The organism is Limibacterium fermenti, assembly GCF_041902845.1.
Classification (GTDB): domain Bacteria; phylum Bacteroidota; class Bacteroidia; order Bacteroidales; family Dysgonomonadaceae; genus Limibacterium; species Limibacterium fermenti.
This window is the reverse complement of sequence record NZ_CP159486.1, coordinates 1,344,708-1,362,032: the sequence shown is the minus strand read 5'-3', so window position 1 is coordinate 1,362,032 and position 17,325 is coordinate 1,344,708. Positions and strand designations below refer to the sequence as shown.

Sequence of the window (17,325 nt, the reverse complement as noted above, 5' to 3'; positions counted from 1 at the left end):
CTAATGTCTAATGTTTTTCAGAGCAGTTTTACAAAATCATCAAAGAAAAACTCCGTGTCGGTAGGCCCGGCGGCCGCTTCCGGATGGAACTGTACCGAAAAAAACGGCTTCGATAGATGGCGGATACCTTCGTTGGTTGCGTCGTTCATATTCACAAAATAAGGAAGCCAGTCACCGTCGAGCGTTTTATCGTCGACCGCGTAACCATGATTCTGCGAAGTCACATAACAGGTATTGGTACCGGCCTTGCGCACGGGTTGGTTCGCGCCGCGATGACCGTACTTGAGTTTGTACACCTTGGCTCCGGCCGCTTTAGCCAGCAACTGGTTGCCCATGCAGATACCGAAGATCGGCTTGTCGCCCGCCATCGCCTTCCGGAGGTGCTCGACGGTGGCACCGCAATAGTCGGGACTGCCGGGGCCGTTCGTAATAAACAACCCGTCGTAATCGATGCCGCTAAAGTCGTAATCCCACGGCACGCGGATCAGATGCAGATTTTTCGACAACAATTGGCGGATAATATTATGTTTCACACCGCAATCGACCAACACGACCTTCTTCTCACCCTGCTTATATTCGATTATTTGCTTGCAAGATACTTTATCGACCAAATTTTCGCTCTCCGGATCGTAATACGGAATATCGTCCGCATCGTCATAGACAATTTTGCCCAACATCGAGCCCTTTTCGCGAAGCACCTTGGTGAGCATACGCGTATCGATACCGTATATTCCGGGGACATTCTCTTCCCGGAGCCATTCATCGAGACTTTTGACGGCATTCCAGTGCGAGTATTCGCGGGAATACTCCTGAACGATGAGCCCGTTCACATGAATGCGCTCCGACTCAAAAAAATCGGAAATTCCGTCGACCTGATTGTTTGCAGGAACACCGTAATTTCCGATGATGGGATACGTAAGAGTGAGGATTTGTCCTTCGTAAGACGGGTCTGTTAAATTTTCGGGATAGCCGACCATTGCCGTATTAAAAACCACTTCTCCCGATGTCATCTTTTCGGCGCCAAACGATCGTCCTTGAAAAACCATGCCGTTTTCGAGGACCAACCGCACCGCTTTGTCAGTATACATAGTGCGTATTTAGTTATATTGAGTTGATATTGTCTGATATTAGAACACAAAGGTAGAAAAAAATCCGGGTTTTGAAAGAGTTGTCGAAAAGTTTTTTCGTAGAAGAGAAACTTTTACAAGACATGGATTTAAGTTGAGGGGAACGATTCTTTTTTGCGGCTTCAGGGAGGGAGGTCGTTCGAAATGTGAGGAGACCGATGCAAAGTCGCCGGAGGGTCATTCGAAGTCTGCGGAGACCGATACAAAGTCGCCGGAGATCATTCGAAGTGCGCGGAGACCGATACAAAGTCGCCGGAGGGTCATTCGAAGTCTGCGGAGACCGATGCAAAGCCGCCGGAGATCATTCGAAGTACGCGGAGACCGATGCGAAGTCGCCGGAGGGTCATTCGAAGTCTGCGGAGACCGATACAAAGTCACCGGGGATCGTTCGAAGTCTGCGGAGACCGATGCAAAGTCGCCGGAGAGCGTTCGAAGTCTGCGGAGACCGATGCAAAGCCGCCGGAGAGCGTTCGAAGTCTGCGGAGACCGATACAAAGTCGCCGGAGATCATTCGAAGTACGCGGAGACCGATACAAAGTCGCCGGAGAGCGTTCGAAGTCTGCGGAGACCGATACAAAGTCGCCGGAGAGCGTTCGAAGTCTGCGGAGACCGATACAAAGTCGCCGGAGAGCGTTCGAAGTCTGCGGAGACCGATACAAAGTCGCCGGAGATCATTCGAAGTACGCGGAGACCGATACGAAGCCGCCGGAGACGCGTTTTAGTCCTTGTCGAGCCTGTATTAGTCAGCGGGAACGCATATTTGTCTTTGCCGGGCGTGTATTCGTTCTTGTTGAATGACGAGAAGCAGTCGGAGGATAAGCATACTGGCCGTTATCATCATAGATGTTCGGCTTTCTCATATACCGTAACGAAACCGTATGGGAACGGTATCCCGCCAGGATGCCGATGCCGTTTTCCACATTATTATAAATCTGCACCGGCTCTACCAGTATATTCCCGTCGGCATTATCGGCCTTATTCGCCGATACCACATATCGATAGAAATCTTTCGACACTTCCGCTATGATCACCTGATACTCCTCCGTGACCTCTTCGTCGGTTTCTTCTTCCTCCACGGGTTTTCCGTCTTTGTATTTTCTCATCTCGATGGCGCCGGAGAATTCGAAATCGAAGAGAAGCGATTTTCCGTCGATGAAAAGATCATTAAATACGTTATCGCCCCACCCCGAATCGCCGTCAAATATAAGTTCCTCGAGAAAATCGGCATTGCCCGACGGGTTATTTTTCAACAATTCTTCATAATCGATATTTACCGGCCACGAATAACGCGTTCCGTCTTGGTAACAGGTGTTTTTCTTTACTTTAATAAAATAATAATTCTCTTCACCGCCCCGATCGGATAATTTTAATTGCAGTTTGGCATTCCAAGAGGTTGTTTCATACTCCATCCCTTCCTCACCGCCATACGCATAATACGGTGTGAATTTTTCCGACTCCGTAATCGTGATGACCGAATCGACGGTGGTGACATCGGGGCCTTTGGGAATGAGCGTCTCCGCCAGAATCGCATCGAAACCGGCCGCTTCGGCTTCCACGCGTATGCGGTCGAGCGGACGGGGAAGATAGGAACCGCGATATATGCCCTGCGAAACGTGCGCGAGTTTCTCTTTCAACACCTCATTCACGTACAGGCTGACCGTTGCATTCTCGACCGCTGCCAGCGTATCGGAATAATATCCGTTCAACACAAAACGGCTTTGCGACAGATGTACCGACACAGCCGAGTCGGAGCTCAAAAATCCGTTCATCACCAAAAAAGGATCGGTGATTTCGCCTTTAAATTCGATATCTTTTTCGCACGATATCCAACACAAGGCGGTCAATAAAAATACGAAAGCAATGACAGTTCGTTTCATTTTCTTAAAATTTAATCGTATAACTAACGGAAGGTATAATGGGGAATAGCGTGGCTTGTTTCAACACATTTTTATCGCGATACTGTTGCGTCTTCGGATCGAAAACATACTCGCTCGACACGTACACGTAAAACGGATTCATTTGATTATACACATTATAGATGCTGATGTTCCATGTACGCAAGTGGCCGCGGCGGGTCTTTTTATGAAAGTTAACGCCCAAGTCGAGGCGGTGATAACTATTATAGCGGAAGTTGTTGCGGCCCTCGATGTACGTGTGTTTGTTTGAAGCGTACCCGGAATAATCGTAGCTGGGCGAATCGGCGGCGGCATATTCGTGAAAGCCGAAGGTGGCGGCATTTCCCGTGCTGAACACCCATGAAGCCGACACGTCGATTTTGTCGGAGAACTTGTGCATGGCGGTCACGTTGATATCGTGCCGGCGATCGTACTTGGCCGGAAAGCGGCGCCCGTTGTTGAGCATATTGCCCGGCTGATCGAAAATACGGTCGGCTTTCGACCACGTATAGCCGATCCAACCCGTGGTGTTCCCAAACGAGCGCTGGGCCAACAGCTCCACGCCGTAAGCAATGCCGCGCCCCATGCTCACCTTTTCTTCCCAATTGGTCGAAGCCCCCATAAACGAGGCTCCGTCTTTGTATTCGAGCAGATTTTCCATCGTCTTGTAATAGCCTTCGACCGAAAAGTCGGCGATGTTTTTCAATGCATAGAACACACCGGCCGAATACTGATGCGAACGCATGGGGCGGATTTTATCGGTTGCCGGCACCCATAAATCCGTGGGAAAACTGACGGTGTTATTCGACAGCATGTGAATATACTGGTTCATATACGCATATCCGGCTTTTACCGACAGGTTATCATTGAGCAGCACGCGCATCCCTACTCTCGGCTGCAACGAGTAGTAATGTCGTTTTTGCACATGAAACGAGGAGAAATGCAAACCGAGATTAGCCTTCAACCGGCGTCCCAACGACACATTATCCTCGGCATAGGCAGCCGTTTCGTGGGCATATACCCGAGGGCTTCCCACTACCGTATCGATATTTTCGTCTACAAATTCATCATCTTTTATCTTTACGGCAGTGACATCCGGCGTAAACGTGTGATAGGTGTATGCCGCTCCGAACTTAACATCGTGGTGGGTATTGGGCGTATAATCGAAATCGGCTTTCAATGTCCAGTCGCGGATACCCGAATTATACTTCAGCCCCGATTCGTTCTTCTGACCGGCATCGGGCTTAGCATCATTTTTCACGACTTCTTCCTGCGATAATCCCAACGACGAGCGGTAACGCGTAAACGAAGCGGTCGCATTCATAAACAGCTTATTGTTCACGATATGATTCCATCGAAGGGCGGCAATCGCATTGCCCCAATCCCAATCGACCTTCATATATTGTTTCGACTCCTCTATACCCTGATTTGCGTACGGATCGGACGAATCGCCGGAATAAGCGGTATACGAATCTCTGGTTTTGGCCTTCAGATAGATGACATCATCACCCAAATAAGTACTCAGGTATAACTTATCGCGTTCCGAAATCTTATGCGTAAACTTTGCATTCACATCGTAAAAGAAATAGCCCGCACCGCTAACTTTCGTATCTTCCTCACTCGACAGCAACCATAGCGCCGGCTGCGCGAGCACATCGATATAAGTACGGCGGGCGGATATATTGAAGGTGGTTTTTTCTTTGATGATGGGGCCTTCCAACTGGATTTTCGACGCAATAAGCCCGATGCTTGCCGTGCCGCGAATTTTTTTGTCGTCACCGTCTTTCATGCGCACATCTACGATGGAAGAGAGCCTTCCGCCGAAACGCGCCGGAAAGCTGCCCTTGTATAGCGTTACATTCTTCAACGCATCGCTATTGAACACCGAAAAGAAGCCAAGCATGTGGTTTACATTATATAACGGCACTCCGTCGAGCAAGAGCAGGTTTTCGTCGGGACCGCCGCCGCGGACATACATACCGGCCGACCCCTCGGTGCCCGATTGCACGCCCGGCAGCAGTTGCAAGGCCTTGATGAGGTCGTTCTCGCCGAAGAGCGTGGGGATATTTTTGATTTGCGTGATCGGCACTTCCACGGCGCTCATTTGCGAGCCGCGGACTCCCGTTTCGGAACGGTTGCCGACGACGGTGATTTCCTGCAACTCATTATCGAGTTCGAGACGAATATTCAGTACCGTGTCGCTCCGGAGCGAGAAGGTATGTTTTTCGGCCCGATAGCCGACATACGAATATTCGAGCGACACCTCCCCGGCAGGAAGGGTCAGCGAATAGTATCCGTAATTGTTTGTGACGCTGCCTTGCGACGAAACGGCATCGAAAACCGCAGCCGACAGCAAGGTCTCGCCGTTTGCGCGGTCGGTGACGTACCCGCTGACGGTATAACGTTGCGCAACGGCCCGAGGCGTAACGGAAAACAACAAACATACCGCACTTAAAATAATTAGCTTGTTCATATGTCTTTTCTTCCATAGATGCCGCATCCGTAAAATCCCTGCAAGCAAAACGGATAAAAAACACTTTTTCCTTGGTTTGTTTTTCTTTTGCTTGCCGACCCGCAGCGCCGGCAGAAAGAGTGAAACCGTCAAAAATCTTTAAAATCCAGCCCTTTTCTTGCCCTCGTTTTAGAATTGCCTTACCTTTGGGTCGCTTTTACAGCAAGCAGATTAAAAGAACAATATGAATTTTTCACGCTTTAACGATGCGTTATCGAGAATAGGAATAGACCGTTTTCTTTCTCTCCTGATTTTAGCCGTATTCGCGGCTTGGTTAAAACCCGAAATCGGATCGGGAACCGGTCCTTACTCGCTATCGTCCATCGCAAATTACGCCATTTCGGTCATCTTTTTCTTTTACGGATTAAAATTGAGCAAAGAGAAATTCCGGGTCGGGTTATCCAACCCGTGGCTGCACATTTTAATTCATGTAACCACCTTTATTATTTTTCCTTTGGTGGTTTTAGCGGTGAAACCCTTCTTTACGGGCGATGAAAATGAACTCCTGTGGCTCGGCATTTTTTATCTGGCAGCGCTCCCTTCAACGGTTTCCTCGTCGGTAGTGATGGTTTCGCTTGCCCAGGGCAACATCCCGGCAGCCATTTTCAATGCCAGCATTTCGAGCCTTATGGGCGTCTTTCTCACGCCCCTTTGGATGGGTCTGGTATTATCCGGATCGAGCGGTATGGAACCCAACGAGCTGACGTCTATCATTGTTAAACTCTCGCTTCAAATTTTGCTGCCCGTAGCACTGGGCATGTTCCTGAACCGGAAGTGGGGTAAGTTCGCCGAGCGGCATAATAAGCAACTCCGGCTGTTCGATCAGACCGTGATCCTGCTGATTATCTATACGTCCTTTTGCGAATCGTTTCACGAACGGATATTCGATGGGCTTCCGGCTTCGACCTTACTATTTACCGGCATAGGGATGATTGCCTTATTTTTCATCGTATACACATTTGTTTCGTTCATGACCAAACTCCTGAAGTTCAATTATGCCGATACGGTTACCGCACAGTTCTGCGGCTCTAAAAAGTCGCTGGTACACGGCACCGCCATGTCGAAAGTCATTTTTTCGGGATTTGCCGGTGTCGGCGTTATTTTGCTTCCCATCATGTTTTATCATGCGTTCCAATTGATGATCGTCACCGCTATTGCGCGCCGCAAATTAAAAAAGGAAGAGAGCATCCGACAAGAACACCTCGCTACCCGACAAAAAGAATAATCATCCGCAAACCACGTATATAAAATGAGAAAGACCGTTTCAGGAACCGTCCCCATTGCGTGCAAAGAAAAACCGGCACCTGTGCAAAGTATGCAATAAGACAAGGATCCCATGCGGCGGAACCCTTGTCTTATTCAATCGATTCGTGAACTTATCACTTTACTGGAGGAGATTATTCAGCCAACACTTTAGCTTTTTCGGTTTCAAATTCTTCCTTAGTCAGAATATTCTGATCCAACAATTCTTTCAGTTCTTTCAGCTTATCCGCTTTCGAACCCGTTAACGTGATCGCCCTTTCTTGTTGATAAGAAGCATTTCCGGACAAAGGAACCATTTCGTATCGATGTACCGGTTTGTACTTCATAATCCATAAGAAAGGCACCCACACAAAAAGTCCGCCGATAATAGCGCCGACATCCACCTGTTCATTTCTAGACATCGCGACATTCAACGGCTCATATCCCGCTTTTTCCAACCGGATATTGGTGGAACTACCCACTATTTTAGTATCACTGTGGGTGTAAGGAGTCGTGCCCACCGGTTCGCCGTCAAGATACAACTTTGCTCCGACCGGATTGGTCTCTATTAATGTGGAACTGGAACAACTGGCAAATAATACGGCACCGGACATTAATACACTAAAGAACTTCAATTTCAAACTCTTTTGCATTGTGTTTAATTTTAATTTATCCATAAATTCATGAAGAATACAAAACAAGTTGCAAAGCTAAATAATCTTTTTCGAAACAGGAAATAAAAAAATTACTCCGGCGTAGAAACGGTTTTGAATTTTCCGAATGAGCTGATTTTGTTTATTCTTGTTGCGGGGACTTGGGAGTTAAAGGGATACCTGCCCGCACAAGGACTTTATCAGAAATAAAGAAATACGTGACGCCCATAATTAGGATACCCGTAAAAAGTAAAAGCCATTCAATCTTTACCACATCGGCCAAAGGTCCGAACCCGATCATTCCGAGAGGAAGCATGATACTCGATATCATCCCCATCACGCTAAATACGCGCCCCATAAAATCCGGCTCCACCGTTTCTTGCAAAAGGACCATTCCCGGAGTATTGAATAACGGCATCACACAACCGAACAACCCCATAAAAAAGATATAGACCCAGAAGTCGGGAACAATGCCCAATGCGACAGTAAAACAGCCCATAAAGAGAGATGCCATACCCATGGTGTGAACCCGGTTTTTAAATCCGCCCCAGAAAGCCATTAAGGCGCCGCCTAAAATCATCCCGATCGAAAAAACGACCTCCAATACCGTCAATCGCCATACATCATCGCCAAAACTCCGCGCCACCTGTAGAGGCGTCAGGAAAGCGGCGGGCGCCATTAACACAAAAAAGACGGCTAAATAAATAAAATACTTTTTCAGAAAAAGATGCGTCCGGATATAGGTTAACCCGGCTTGCATGTCGGCTAAATAGCTATTCTCCGATTTCTTCATCGCTTTGGCATGCGGCGGCGTATGCAGGAAAAATGCAAGGATGAAAATACCGATGGCTGCCGTAATGACGTCTATCAGAAAAATATATTCTATGCTGATAAGCGAAAGCAAAGCTCCGCTAATCATGGGCGATAAAAGGTTCACCATCGATTGTATGCTGGTATTGGTCGCATTGACTTTCGTTAGTTTATCGACAGGTACCAACTGAGGAATAAACGAATTGACCGCAGGTGTTTGAACGGCGGAACCGAACGCCCTTATCGCGGATACGGCAAAGAGCATCCACAAAGAGCCATAACCTAAATGAAAAAAAACAACGAGCACCAACGTTGCCAAGGCGATGAACGAGTCGGCGGCAATAATCAACTTCTTCCTATCGTAACGATCGGCCCAAACACCGGCAAAGGGCGACAGAAAAAAGATGGGCAGAAAACCACACAGAATGGCAATCGTCATCATGATTCCCGACTGGGTTTTCAACGTAATATGCCACATAATGGCATATTGCACCAGCGATGTACCGAATAAAGAAATCGTCTGGCTTGCTAAAAACCAGGTAATTTTCTTTATCCAATTTGTATCTGTCATTTTTTTATCTGATCGTGTTGCCGTCGTATCCCCATTTCAGGTAAACGGCTCCCCAACTGAATCCGGCTCCGAAGGCAACCAATATAATCGTATCGCCTTTGCGTAATTGATCTTCCCATTCCCATAAACAGATGGGGATCGTACCGGCACTCGTATTGCCATAGCGCTCGATGTTGACCATCACCTTTTCGGGCGGAATGCCGGAACGGGTAACGGCGGCATTAATAATCCGTAAATTAGCCTGATGAGGAACAAGCCAGTCAACATCGCCGGCCGTGAGATTATTCCGCTCCATAATATCGCCCGCTACGTCGGCCATACGCGACACGGCATATTTATAGACCACTTTTCCATCTTGATGTACGGTATGCCCGGCGTTGTCGACGGTTTCATGCGATGCCGGATATTTACTGCCGCCGGCCTTCATTTGCAACGGTTCATACCCTACCCCGTCGGAATGCAATATCACGTCCATAATTCCTGTTTCTTCGGCGGTAGGCTCGATCATGACGGCCCCCACCCCGTCGCCAAACAGCGGACAAGTGGTACGGTCTTTATAATTGGTTATGGAAGACATTTTATCTCCCCCAAGTAGTATAATCTTATTATACTTGCCGGTCTTGATCAATCCGTTGCAAATTTCCAGGCCATATACAAAGCCCGAACAAGCCACTTCCATATCAAAACAGAAAGCATTCTTAATACCGTTTTCTTCCGCCACAATAGAGGCGGACGAAGGAAAGAGATGATCGGGGGTGCTTGTGGCGAAAATAACCGCATCCACGTCTTGAGGCTGCGTACGCATTTTCCTCAACAAATCGGCCACAGCCCGGCTTCCCAAAACCGAGACTCCCTGCGCCTCGCCTTTCAATATGCGGCGCTCCTTAATGCCGACACGAGTCGTGATCCACTCATCACTGGTATCGACCATACGCGATAACTCTTCGTTGGTAAGAACATAATCCGGCACACCGGCAGCGATCCCTGTAATGACGGCGTTTAGGTTGTTTATCCTCATAATTTCTATAAAAAAACGCCCTGAAAAAATCATTCTTCTTTCAGGGCATTCTATTTCTTACGTTATTAAATCCTATTCTTCGCTATCGATAACCACTTTGCCTTTGTAGTATAACTTCCCTTCATGCCAATGAGCACGATGATATACATGATACTCGCCGGTTGCGGGACAAATTGCTAACGTAGGAACTTTCGCTTTGTCGTGAGTTCTTCTTTTTCCTTGTCTTGCTGAAGACTGTCTGCGTTTTGGATGTGCCATTTTATATTACTTTTTATTATTGTTTTTATTCTTCTAAGTTGAGTCCTTTTAAGGCCTCCCATCGGGGATCGGGTGTTTGAACATCCGACGCATCTTCTACATCATCATCCATATCATCCTCTATCTCGTCCGTATCTTCGCTGTCATCATCGTCACGACTTACGGCGCGATGTTTTTTGAGTTTGGAAGACATGGTCCGATTGCACTCCCCTTTAGGGTGCACCGGCTTTATAGGAATCGCCAAAGCGATAAATTCATAAAGGAACCATGCAATATTGATTGCTCCTTCCTCTTCGGGAATAATGATTATTTCATCACTTTCCTCCAAATACTCTTTGCCCAGTTTAACGATCAAATGGTTCTTTGAGTAAACCTCCAAGTCCATCTCGTCCAAACAACGAGCACAAGGAACTTGTACATTTCCTTTTAACTCAAAATCGAACTCATAAGCAGAGGAAACTTTTTTTACCGCAAGCGTCACATGTACATTCCCCTTACGAACTTCCTCGCTATCGATCGCATCGAAAAATTTCCTATCTAAATCATACTCGTAGGGATGAACCCCTTCTGAGAGGTTTTTTAAGGAAATATTATATAAGCTGAATTTAGCCACGTTGTATCCTCAAAATAAAGCGGTGCAAAGATAGTATTTTTTCTTTACACCCGGTTGCATTTTATGTATTTTTTATCTTCTTGTCTAACTCTCGCACCTGCGAACCTCCCGAGGTGCCGTTTCAATCTTCATCAATCTCAATCGATCTTCATCAATCGATTGATTACCTCCTGCATTTTTTCGAAATTTTCTTCCAAACTCGTCAAAAGCTTAAATTGAGCTTTCGTACGCACCAGATTATGCTCCGGATAGTCTATTTTATAATAGGTGTCGCCATCCAAATAATCGCTAAAAAAACGTACCGCCTGCATATATGTTAACAACTTCGCTCCGAAAGCAAGATTCTTCACTTCGGTTTCGGTAAGAAACGAGGCGGCATTTTGCAAATAGCCTTTGGCATAGGCTTCGAAAATATCCATATCCACAGAAACAGTGTCGAGATCTTTAGCATCCTCCGCACCCGTATTGGCTCCTGTACGAATAAAATCGCCGAAATCCGAAAGGACGTATCCGGGCATGACGGTATCCAAATCCACGACGCATAAGACCTGATCGTTTTCATCGAAAAGAATATTATTGACTTTGGTATCGCAGTGATTGACGCGTTTAGGCAGTTTTCCTTCGCGATGTAGCCTCTCCGCTTTGCACATTTCTTCGGCCCTGTCTTCGATTTCTTTTACCAGGGTGTTGACCTCCGACAAACGGCCTGCCTTATTGTTGTTCACCGATTCCCGAAAAGTTTTGAGTCGCGCTTCCATATTGTGAAAGTCCGGAATCGTTTCAAAAAGAGGTCCTCCCGGAAGGTCGGCCAGCATCTTCTGAAAATCACCGAAAGCCAGTCCTGCCCGGTAAGCCAGCTCCGGATTAATATCGTCATAACTCTTACTGTCTTTGATGAAATACATCATACGCCAGTAATTTCCCCTGGCATCCTGATAAAAAAGAGCTCCGTCTTTACGAGGGACAAGCGTCAGGACTTTTCGATCGATATCTTTTGTACCGCGTTCTTCGAGCTTCGTACGGATATGAGCCGTGACTCTCCGGATATTATCCTGCAACTGCGCCACATTCTTAAAAATGGAATGATTGATGCGTTGCAACACATATTCGTTATCCGAAGTTTTCACTTTAAAAGAGTCGTTGATATGACCGGCGCCCAAGGGCTTTATTTCCACCCTATCGTCTCGATCGAGAAATTGAAAAACGATTTCTTTGCGTTTATTGAAGTCTTCCATATTATATACTTGTTTTAAGAAACTATTTTGAATTTTCCGAATGATCTGATTTTGTTTATTATTGATCAATCTAATTGTAATAATCCGAAAAATTGAGGAACATGAAAATCGGGTGACGGGGTATCGATCGGACTCCAACTCAAATAGTGGGGCAGCGGCGTTTCATCGCCACATTTATAAAAGTTCGCCCGGATTTTTTGTCCCGATAACGTTTCATGCGTGTCGAACCCCATTGCCTTTTTGGGAATCTCCAACCATAATGACCAGTCCGTGACTTGCCGGCCGTTTTGATAATAAGGCCGGATAGTGGTCAATCGAACAATCGAAGCCGCATCCTCCGTCAGTTTTTCGGCAGACTCCCGATTGATGCGCTTTGCGGCTAACAGGGCGCCGAGGACATTACACTCGAAGTTCCGATAGATCGTATCTCCTTCACGTTGCATAAAAAACTCGACACAACTGTCTTTCCACACCGCCCCGAAATCTTCGGTCGTAACGGCTCGGACAGCTTCTCCCGATACCGAATAATGCAAGTAAAGACGGTCGCCGTCATGCGCCGCGCGAACCGAAACAGGCATTTTATCCGGAAAATCGGTTTTCCAGTTTACTTGATTGATGAAAGCCTCCGAACCCGCTTCATGAAGTATCTTCATCTTATTAAGCATTTCCGCTTCCAAAGGGATGCTCAAAAAAGGCACTTGTAAAATTTTCATTCCCTCTAAAATATTTGTCCCAAAGGTATCTTTTTTCAGGCAATCGAACAAATAAAAATAAATATTATCCGTCAAACGGAATACATCCGTTAGACGGATTTACCTTTCCGCCAATCGCCTTACCGTATCATTAAAATCCGTCTCTTGCAACAACGCATCTAAAGAAAGATGCATACGATAACGCCAGTAATGTTCCGGATTGGCCGGAATATTGATCCGGTCGCCTTCAGGATCGGAAGACGAAAGCCGGCCATCGATAGACATCCAATCTTGCCATGGCAGTATAACCCACATGGATGAAGCCTGCAAATGCAACTCCAGGATTTCCCGGCATAATTCCGGGGAACAATCCGGAGGCGCTTCCCCCTCGTGATGCAGCACCTCATTATAAAATTGCTGCGTGATATCCCGATCCTCCCGCCACCATGCCCGTACAGGCGACATATCATGGGTGGAGGTTGTACATACGGAAAGGTAGGGCAACGAAGACAGATCGGCAAAAAGCCTATTCGGATCTTTGGGCATTCGTTGTATTTCAAGACTTAATATTTGCAGTTCGTCCATGACAGCCGGGACACATGCCGGAACCATACCTAAATCTTCCCCGCAGGGCAGCATCGATGTCGAAGAAACAAGCTGAGGCAGTTTCCTTATAGCCTGTTCGCGCCAAAAAGCATTATGCCGATGGTAGAAAAAGGCATCATACAGCCGATTAAATGCGTTCTTCGCGGCATCATCCAGATAGCGGTATGAATGCGTATATTGAGCGGCTATCCGCGGATGAAAACGATCCGGTTGATACGGATCACGCACAAACAACACCTCCGTACACAAAGCATATAATACGTCCCGAATACGAAGTTTTTCCAGATCGATTTCGCCTTCGAAAAGGTGTCGTATTTTTTGCTGCGTGTTACAAAAAGATTTCAACCGGAAGCGCTGCCATCCGGAAACATCCAGATACGTTTGCATAACCTGTCCGGCATCCGGGCCGAAGAAATCATAGAGAAAATGTTCATGAATAAAGGGTCGCAGCAGCCGTTCTTCATCGAAAAACATCCCCGCCCCGTTTATCTCATGAACGCTGTAAGGTAACGCCGGACTAAAGTGGCCTAACAGTCCCTGTACGGCATCCAACGGTATTTCCCAAATACGGAAAAAGCCCAAGATATGATCGATACGATACGCATCAAAATAATCGGCCATCTTTTTGAAGCGATTCTTCCACCAGGTAAAATCCTCCTGCGCCATGGCGTGCCAATTATAGGTCGGAAAACTCCAGTTTTGTCCGTAAATAGAGAAATCGTCGGGGGGGGCGCCCGTTTGCGTATTCATATTAAACAGATAAGGAGTCGTCCATGCATCGATACTGCTACGATTGATCCCGATAGGAATATCCCCTTTCAGAACAACCCCTTTTTGATGGGCATATTCTTTCGTTTCATACAATTGTTGATGCAGAAGGAACTGCAGGAAACAATAATAATCGGCGACTTGTTTCGCTTCCGGATTTGTTTTCAGCAGATGCTCCAACTGATCGTAGCGAAAAACCGAAAACTCGCCCCATTGGGAGAACTCGGCCGTACCCAGGCTGTCGCGCAAATAGCAATAACAAGCATAAGGGAACAACCACGATTCATTCTGACGATAGAAAGTCCGGTATTCATCCGAAGCCAACACCTCGTTCCCGTTTTGAGCAAACAAATCCTTACCGTAATCCGTTTTGAGTCTCAATACCTTTTCATAATCCAGTTGAGGCAGTTTATTCAGCTCCTTTGCCCGGTTTATATAGGCATTCTGTTTCTTCTTATCGTTCAACGGCAACGTTCCGTATCCCAAATACATCGGGTTTAAGGCATAAATCGAAATGGCGCTATACGGATAAGAATCTTTCCAGGTATGCGTCGTTGTCGTATCGTTGAGCGGCAATACCTGTATGAGCTGTTGACGGGTCAGTACCGCCCAATCAATCATTTTTCGCAAATCGAGGAAATCGCCGATACCGAAACTATCTTCCGAACGAAGCGAAAACACCGGGATTGCCGTACCCGTCCCTTTATAAGCAAAAGAATGATAATGGAAGACCAATCCCATTTCAACCAACACACAATTTACGCGCCGGACTTTATCGACATATAATGTTCTATTTCCTCCGTCTTCCCAATGGATCGCCTTAAGCGACCCGGCATCGACAATAACGAATTTATAATGAACATCCCCAGAAAAAAAGGCGGCATCCAACACAATCTGCCACTCCCCGTTGCGGACACAATCCAAAGGAAGCGCTTTCTCTAAATTCCAGTTTCCGATTTTTTCATTGTCTCCGCTAATGACGAGCTTTTGATCTTTGCGAACATACGGACAAATGACATTTAACAAAATGCTTTGAGAATAATATTCTCCGGAAAACGTCTTTTTAGTGTGAGCGAAAACGCTTTCCGTAAAAACGGAAGAATACAAATAACGATGATACGGCTCCGTCTTCCATAAGTCTTGCAAATAAAAGGTCTTATTATTCTCGACAAATAATCGGCGGTTTTCGCCCCATTCACGGCGTATTGTATGCCCCCCTTCCTTTATAAAATAATAATAATCGATGTTCCCGACATGATGAACAGAGAGCTGAATATTCCACAAATCGCCGTCATTATTTAAAACGAGAGCTTTGCTTTCATCAAAACTTCCCAGTTCGGGTGTCGAACCGCATACACATACTTGCTGCCCCCACAACGTATGATAACTCAGTTGAAAAGTAAGAAAAATCATTTAATCTTCATTATTAAGTGTCCGTTCTGTCATCTCATGCTACTTGACGGCTAATAGCTGATAGTCCATTTCCACGCAAGGCAAAACTACAATCTTTCGTAAATAAAACGGTCGCCTAGCAACGTTCAAATACTGAAAGCGCCATGCAAACGATTGCTCTTTCCGAAAAGGAGTCATTCTCCTCAAACAGTGACCGACATTATACAAAAATAAGAATCATTAGTTGAGCCGTGATGACGCGTAAAAACATCGTAAGGGGATATACGGTTGCATAGCTGACCGCCGGCACATCGTTCCCCGCAATCAAGTTCGCATAAGACAGAGCGGGAGGGTCGGTCATGCTTCCCGACAGTACCCCCATAAGGGTCAGATAATTTATTTTGAATATCTTTCGTCCCAACACCCCCATGATCAACAACGGCACGATCGTGATGATAATGCCATAACCGATCCATTGATAACCTCCATTCATTAGTGTATCGACAAATCCCTCACCGGCTCCAAGACCCACACAAGCCAGAAAAATAGCGATCCCTATTTCACGTAACATGAGATTAGCGCTCATGGTAGTATACGTGACCATTTTTAAACGGGGCCCGAATTTACTGATAAGGATCGCAACGATAAGAGGTCCTCCGGCAAGGCCGAGCTTGACGGGTTGGGGAATTCCCGGTATCATAAAAGGAATGCTTCCGAAAAAGACACCTAAAGCAATTCCGATAAAGATGGAAATCAAATTCGGCTCTCTCAATCTTTTTAGAGAATCTCCCAAGAACTTCTGAACGTTTACAATATCTTCTTCGGCTCCTACGACAGTAACCCGGTCTCCCAGTTGAAGTTGAAGTCTCGAATCGGCAAGCAAATCGACACCTGCCCGGTTTACACGGGTAATATTGATACCATAAAGATTTCTGAGTTTCAAATCTCCGAGAGAACGCCCGTTTATCTCCGCTTTGGTGATCGCTATTCTGCGGGAAACCAACTGCGAATCGAACTTATTCCATTCGCTCTTATCCATCTCAATCCGAGGCCCTATAAGGGCTTCGATCATATTTATATTTTTAAGATTCGACACAACCAACACCCGGTCATTTTCATACAGCGGTGTCATATTCTGCGGAACCGTCAACATTCCGGTTTCGACACGCAATACGCGCGAAATAACAAATTCCCGTTCTATGAGTCTTTTAATATCGCAGATCTTTTTCCCGAAAATCGCCGGATTATTAACTTGTAAAGAAAACCGTTGCGCCTCTATCATTTTAGAGTCATTCCGATCATCCAAATCGGAAGCTTCCTTATCTATGTTAATTTTAAAAATGTAGCGGAAGAATATCAACATCAGGATAATCCCGACCACCCCTAACGGATAGGCTACCGCATACGCAGTCGCAATAGAATCATCGGTGGCACCTGTAATATCGTAAAAAGTCTGTTCGGCGGCTCCTAACCCCGGCGTATTTGTTACAGCACCGGATAAAATACCCACCATGGTAACGATAGGCACGTCGGTTATTAAGTGAATAATGTATGCTGTTATAACACCACAAAAAACGACACCCGTAGCTAGCAGATTGAGTGTAATTCCACCCTCTTTGAAAGAAGAAAAGAAGCTGGGACCTACTTGCATTCCTATGGAATATACAAACAGAATAAGCCCGAACTCTTTCATAAAATGCAACACCTCATGCTCAAGCTGTAATCCAAAATGTCCTAGAAAGATTCCGAAAAAAAGAATCCAGGTACTTCCGAGTGAGATTCCGAAAACCTTTATCTTTCCTAATAAAAGCCCGCTGGAAATAACCAAAGCCAGAATAAGAATAGAGTGAGCAATGCCGCTCCCAAAAATCAAATCATACAACCATTCCATATATAAACATCAAGACAAAATACTGTTGATTAAGCAAAATGG

The 17,325-nt window shown here is 46.2% G+C and carries 13 protein-coding genes; 1 reads left to right on the top strand and 12 read right to left on the bottom strand.

What is annotated here, in order from left to right:
• Positions 1 to 17: 17 nt before the first annotated feature.
• The 3 genes from carA to ABNK31_RS06290 form a co-directional block, all read right to left on the bottom strand.
• Positions 18 to 1,088 (bottom strand): glutamine-hydrolyzing carbamoyl-phosphate synthase small subunit, encoded by a 1,071-nt coding sequence (gene carA, locus ABNK31_RS06300; RefSeq protein ID WP_418894829.1) that lies wholly within the window; start codon positions 1,086 to 1,088, stop codon positions 18 to 20.
• Between the two features lie 782 nt (positions 1,089 to 1,870).
• Positions 1,871 to 3,004, bottom strand: a complete 1,134-nt coding sequence (locus ABNK31_RS06295) for a DUF4249 domain-containing protein (RefSeq protein WP_418894828.1) — start codon at positions 3,002 to 3,004, stop codon at positions 1,871 to 1,873.
• Between the two features lie 4 nt (positions 3,005 to 3,008).
• The gene (locus ABNK31_RS06290) at positions 3,009 to 5,495 is read right to left on the bottom strand and encodes a TonB-dependent receptor (protein WP_418894827.1); all 2,487 of its coding nucleotides are present in this window, start codon (positions 5,493 to 5,495) and stop codon (positions 3,009 to 3,011) included.
• 223 nt (positions 5,496 to 5,718) lie between these two features.
• On the opposite strand from ABNK31_RS06290, the gene ABNK31_RS06285 reads away from it, so the two are divergent.
• Complete coding sequence (locus tag ABNK31_RS06285) at positions 5,719 to 6,759, top strand: bile acid:sodium symporter family protein (protein WP_418894826.1); 1,041 nt, start codon at positions 5,719 to 5,721, stop codon at positions 6,757 to 6,759.
• 172 nt (positions 6,760 to 6,931) lie between these two features.
• Here ABNK31_RS06285 and ABNK31_RS06280 read toward each other — a convergent pair whose 3' ends face one another.
• From ABNK31_RS06280 to ABNK31_RS06240, 9 genes are all read right to left on the bottom strand, one after another.
• Positions 6,932 to 7,429 (bottom strand): PEGA domain-containing protein, encoded by a 498-nt coding sequence (locus tag ABNK31_RS06280; RefSeq protein ID WP_418894825.1) that lies wholly within the window; start codon positions 7,427 to 7,429, stop codon positions 6,932 to 6,934.
• Positions 7,430 to 7,571: 142 nt separating this feature from the next.
• Entirely contained in the window at positions 7,572 to 8,810 is a 1,239-nt protein-coding gene (locus ABNK31_RS06275) for an MFS transporter (RefSeq protein ID WP_418894824.1), read from the bottom strand.
• A 4-nt stretch (positions 8,811 to 8,814) separates the two neighbouring features.
• On the bottom strand, positions 8,815 to 9,822 hold the full coding sequence (locus ABNK31_RS06270; RefSeq protein WP_418895367.1) for a beta-ketoacyl-ACP synthase III: 1,008 nt from the start codon (positions 9,820 to 9,822) through the stop codon (positions 8,815 to 8,817).
• Between the two features lie 78 nt (positions 9,823 to 9,900).
• Positions 9,901 to 10,086 (bottom strand): 50S ribosomal protein L32, encoded by a 186-nt coding sequence (gene rpmF, locus ABNK31_RS06265; protein ID WP_418894823.1) that lies wholly within the window; start codon positions 10,084 to 10,086, stop codon positions 9,901 to 9,903.
• A gap of 25 nt (positions 10,087 to 10,111) precedes the next feature.
• The gene (locus tag ABNK31_RS06260; RefSeq protein ID WP_418894822.1) at positions 10,112 to 10,699 is read right to left on the bottom strand and encodes a YceD family protein; all 588 of its coding nucleotides are present in this window, start codon (positions 10,697 to 10,699) and stop codon (positions 10,112 to 10,114) included.
• Positions 10,700 to 10,836: 137 nt separating this feature from the next.
• On the bottom strand, positions 10,837 to 11,934 hold the full coding sequence (locus ABNK31_RS06255; protein WP_418894821.1) for a phosphotransferase enzyme family protein: 1,098 nt from the start codon (positions 11,932 to 11,934) through the stop codon (positions 10,837 to 10,839).
• 65 nt (positions 11,935 to 11,999) lie between these two features.
• Entirely contained in the window at positions 12,000 to 12,647 is a 648-nt protein-coding gene (locus tag ABNK31_RS06250) for a carbohydrate-binding family 9-like protein (protein WP_418894820.1), read from the bottom strand.
• A 99-nt stretch (positions 12,648 to 12,746) separates the two neighbouring features.
• Positions 12,747 to 15,413: a 4-alpha-glucanotransferase gene (locus ABNK31_RS06245; RefSeq protein WP_418894819.1), complete on the bottom strand. Its 2,667-nt coding sequence runs from the start codon at positions 15,411 to 15,413 to the stop codon at positions 12,747 to 12,749.
• 199 nt (positions 15,414 to 15,612) lie between these two features.
• On the bottom strand, positions 15,613 to 17,283 hold the full coding sequence (locus ABNK31_RS06240; RefSeq protein ID WP_418894818.1) for a putative transporter: 1,671 nt from the start codon (positions 17,281 to 17,283) through the stop codon (positions 15,613 to 15,615).
• Positions 17,284 to 17,325 lie beyond the last annotated feature (42 nt).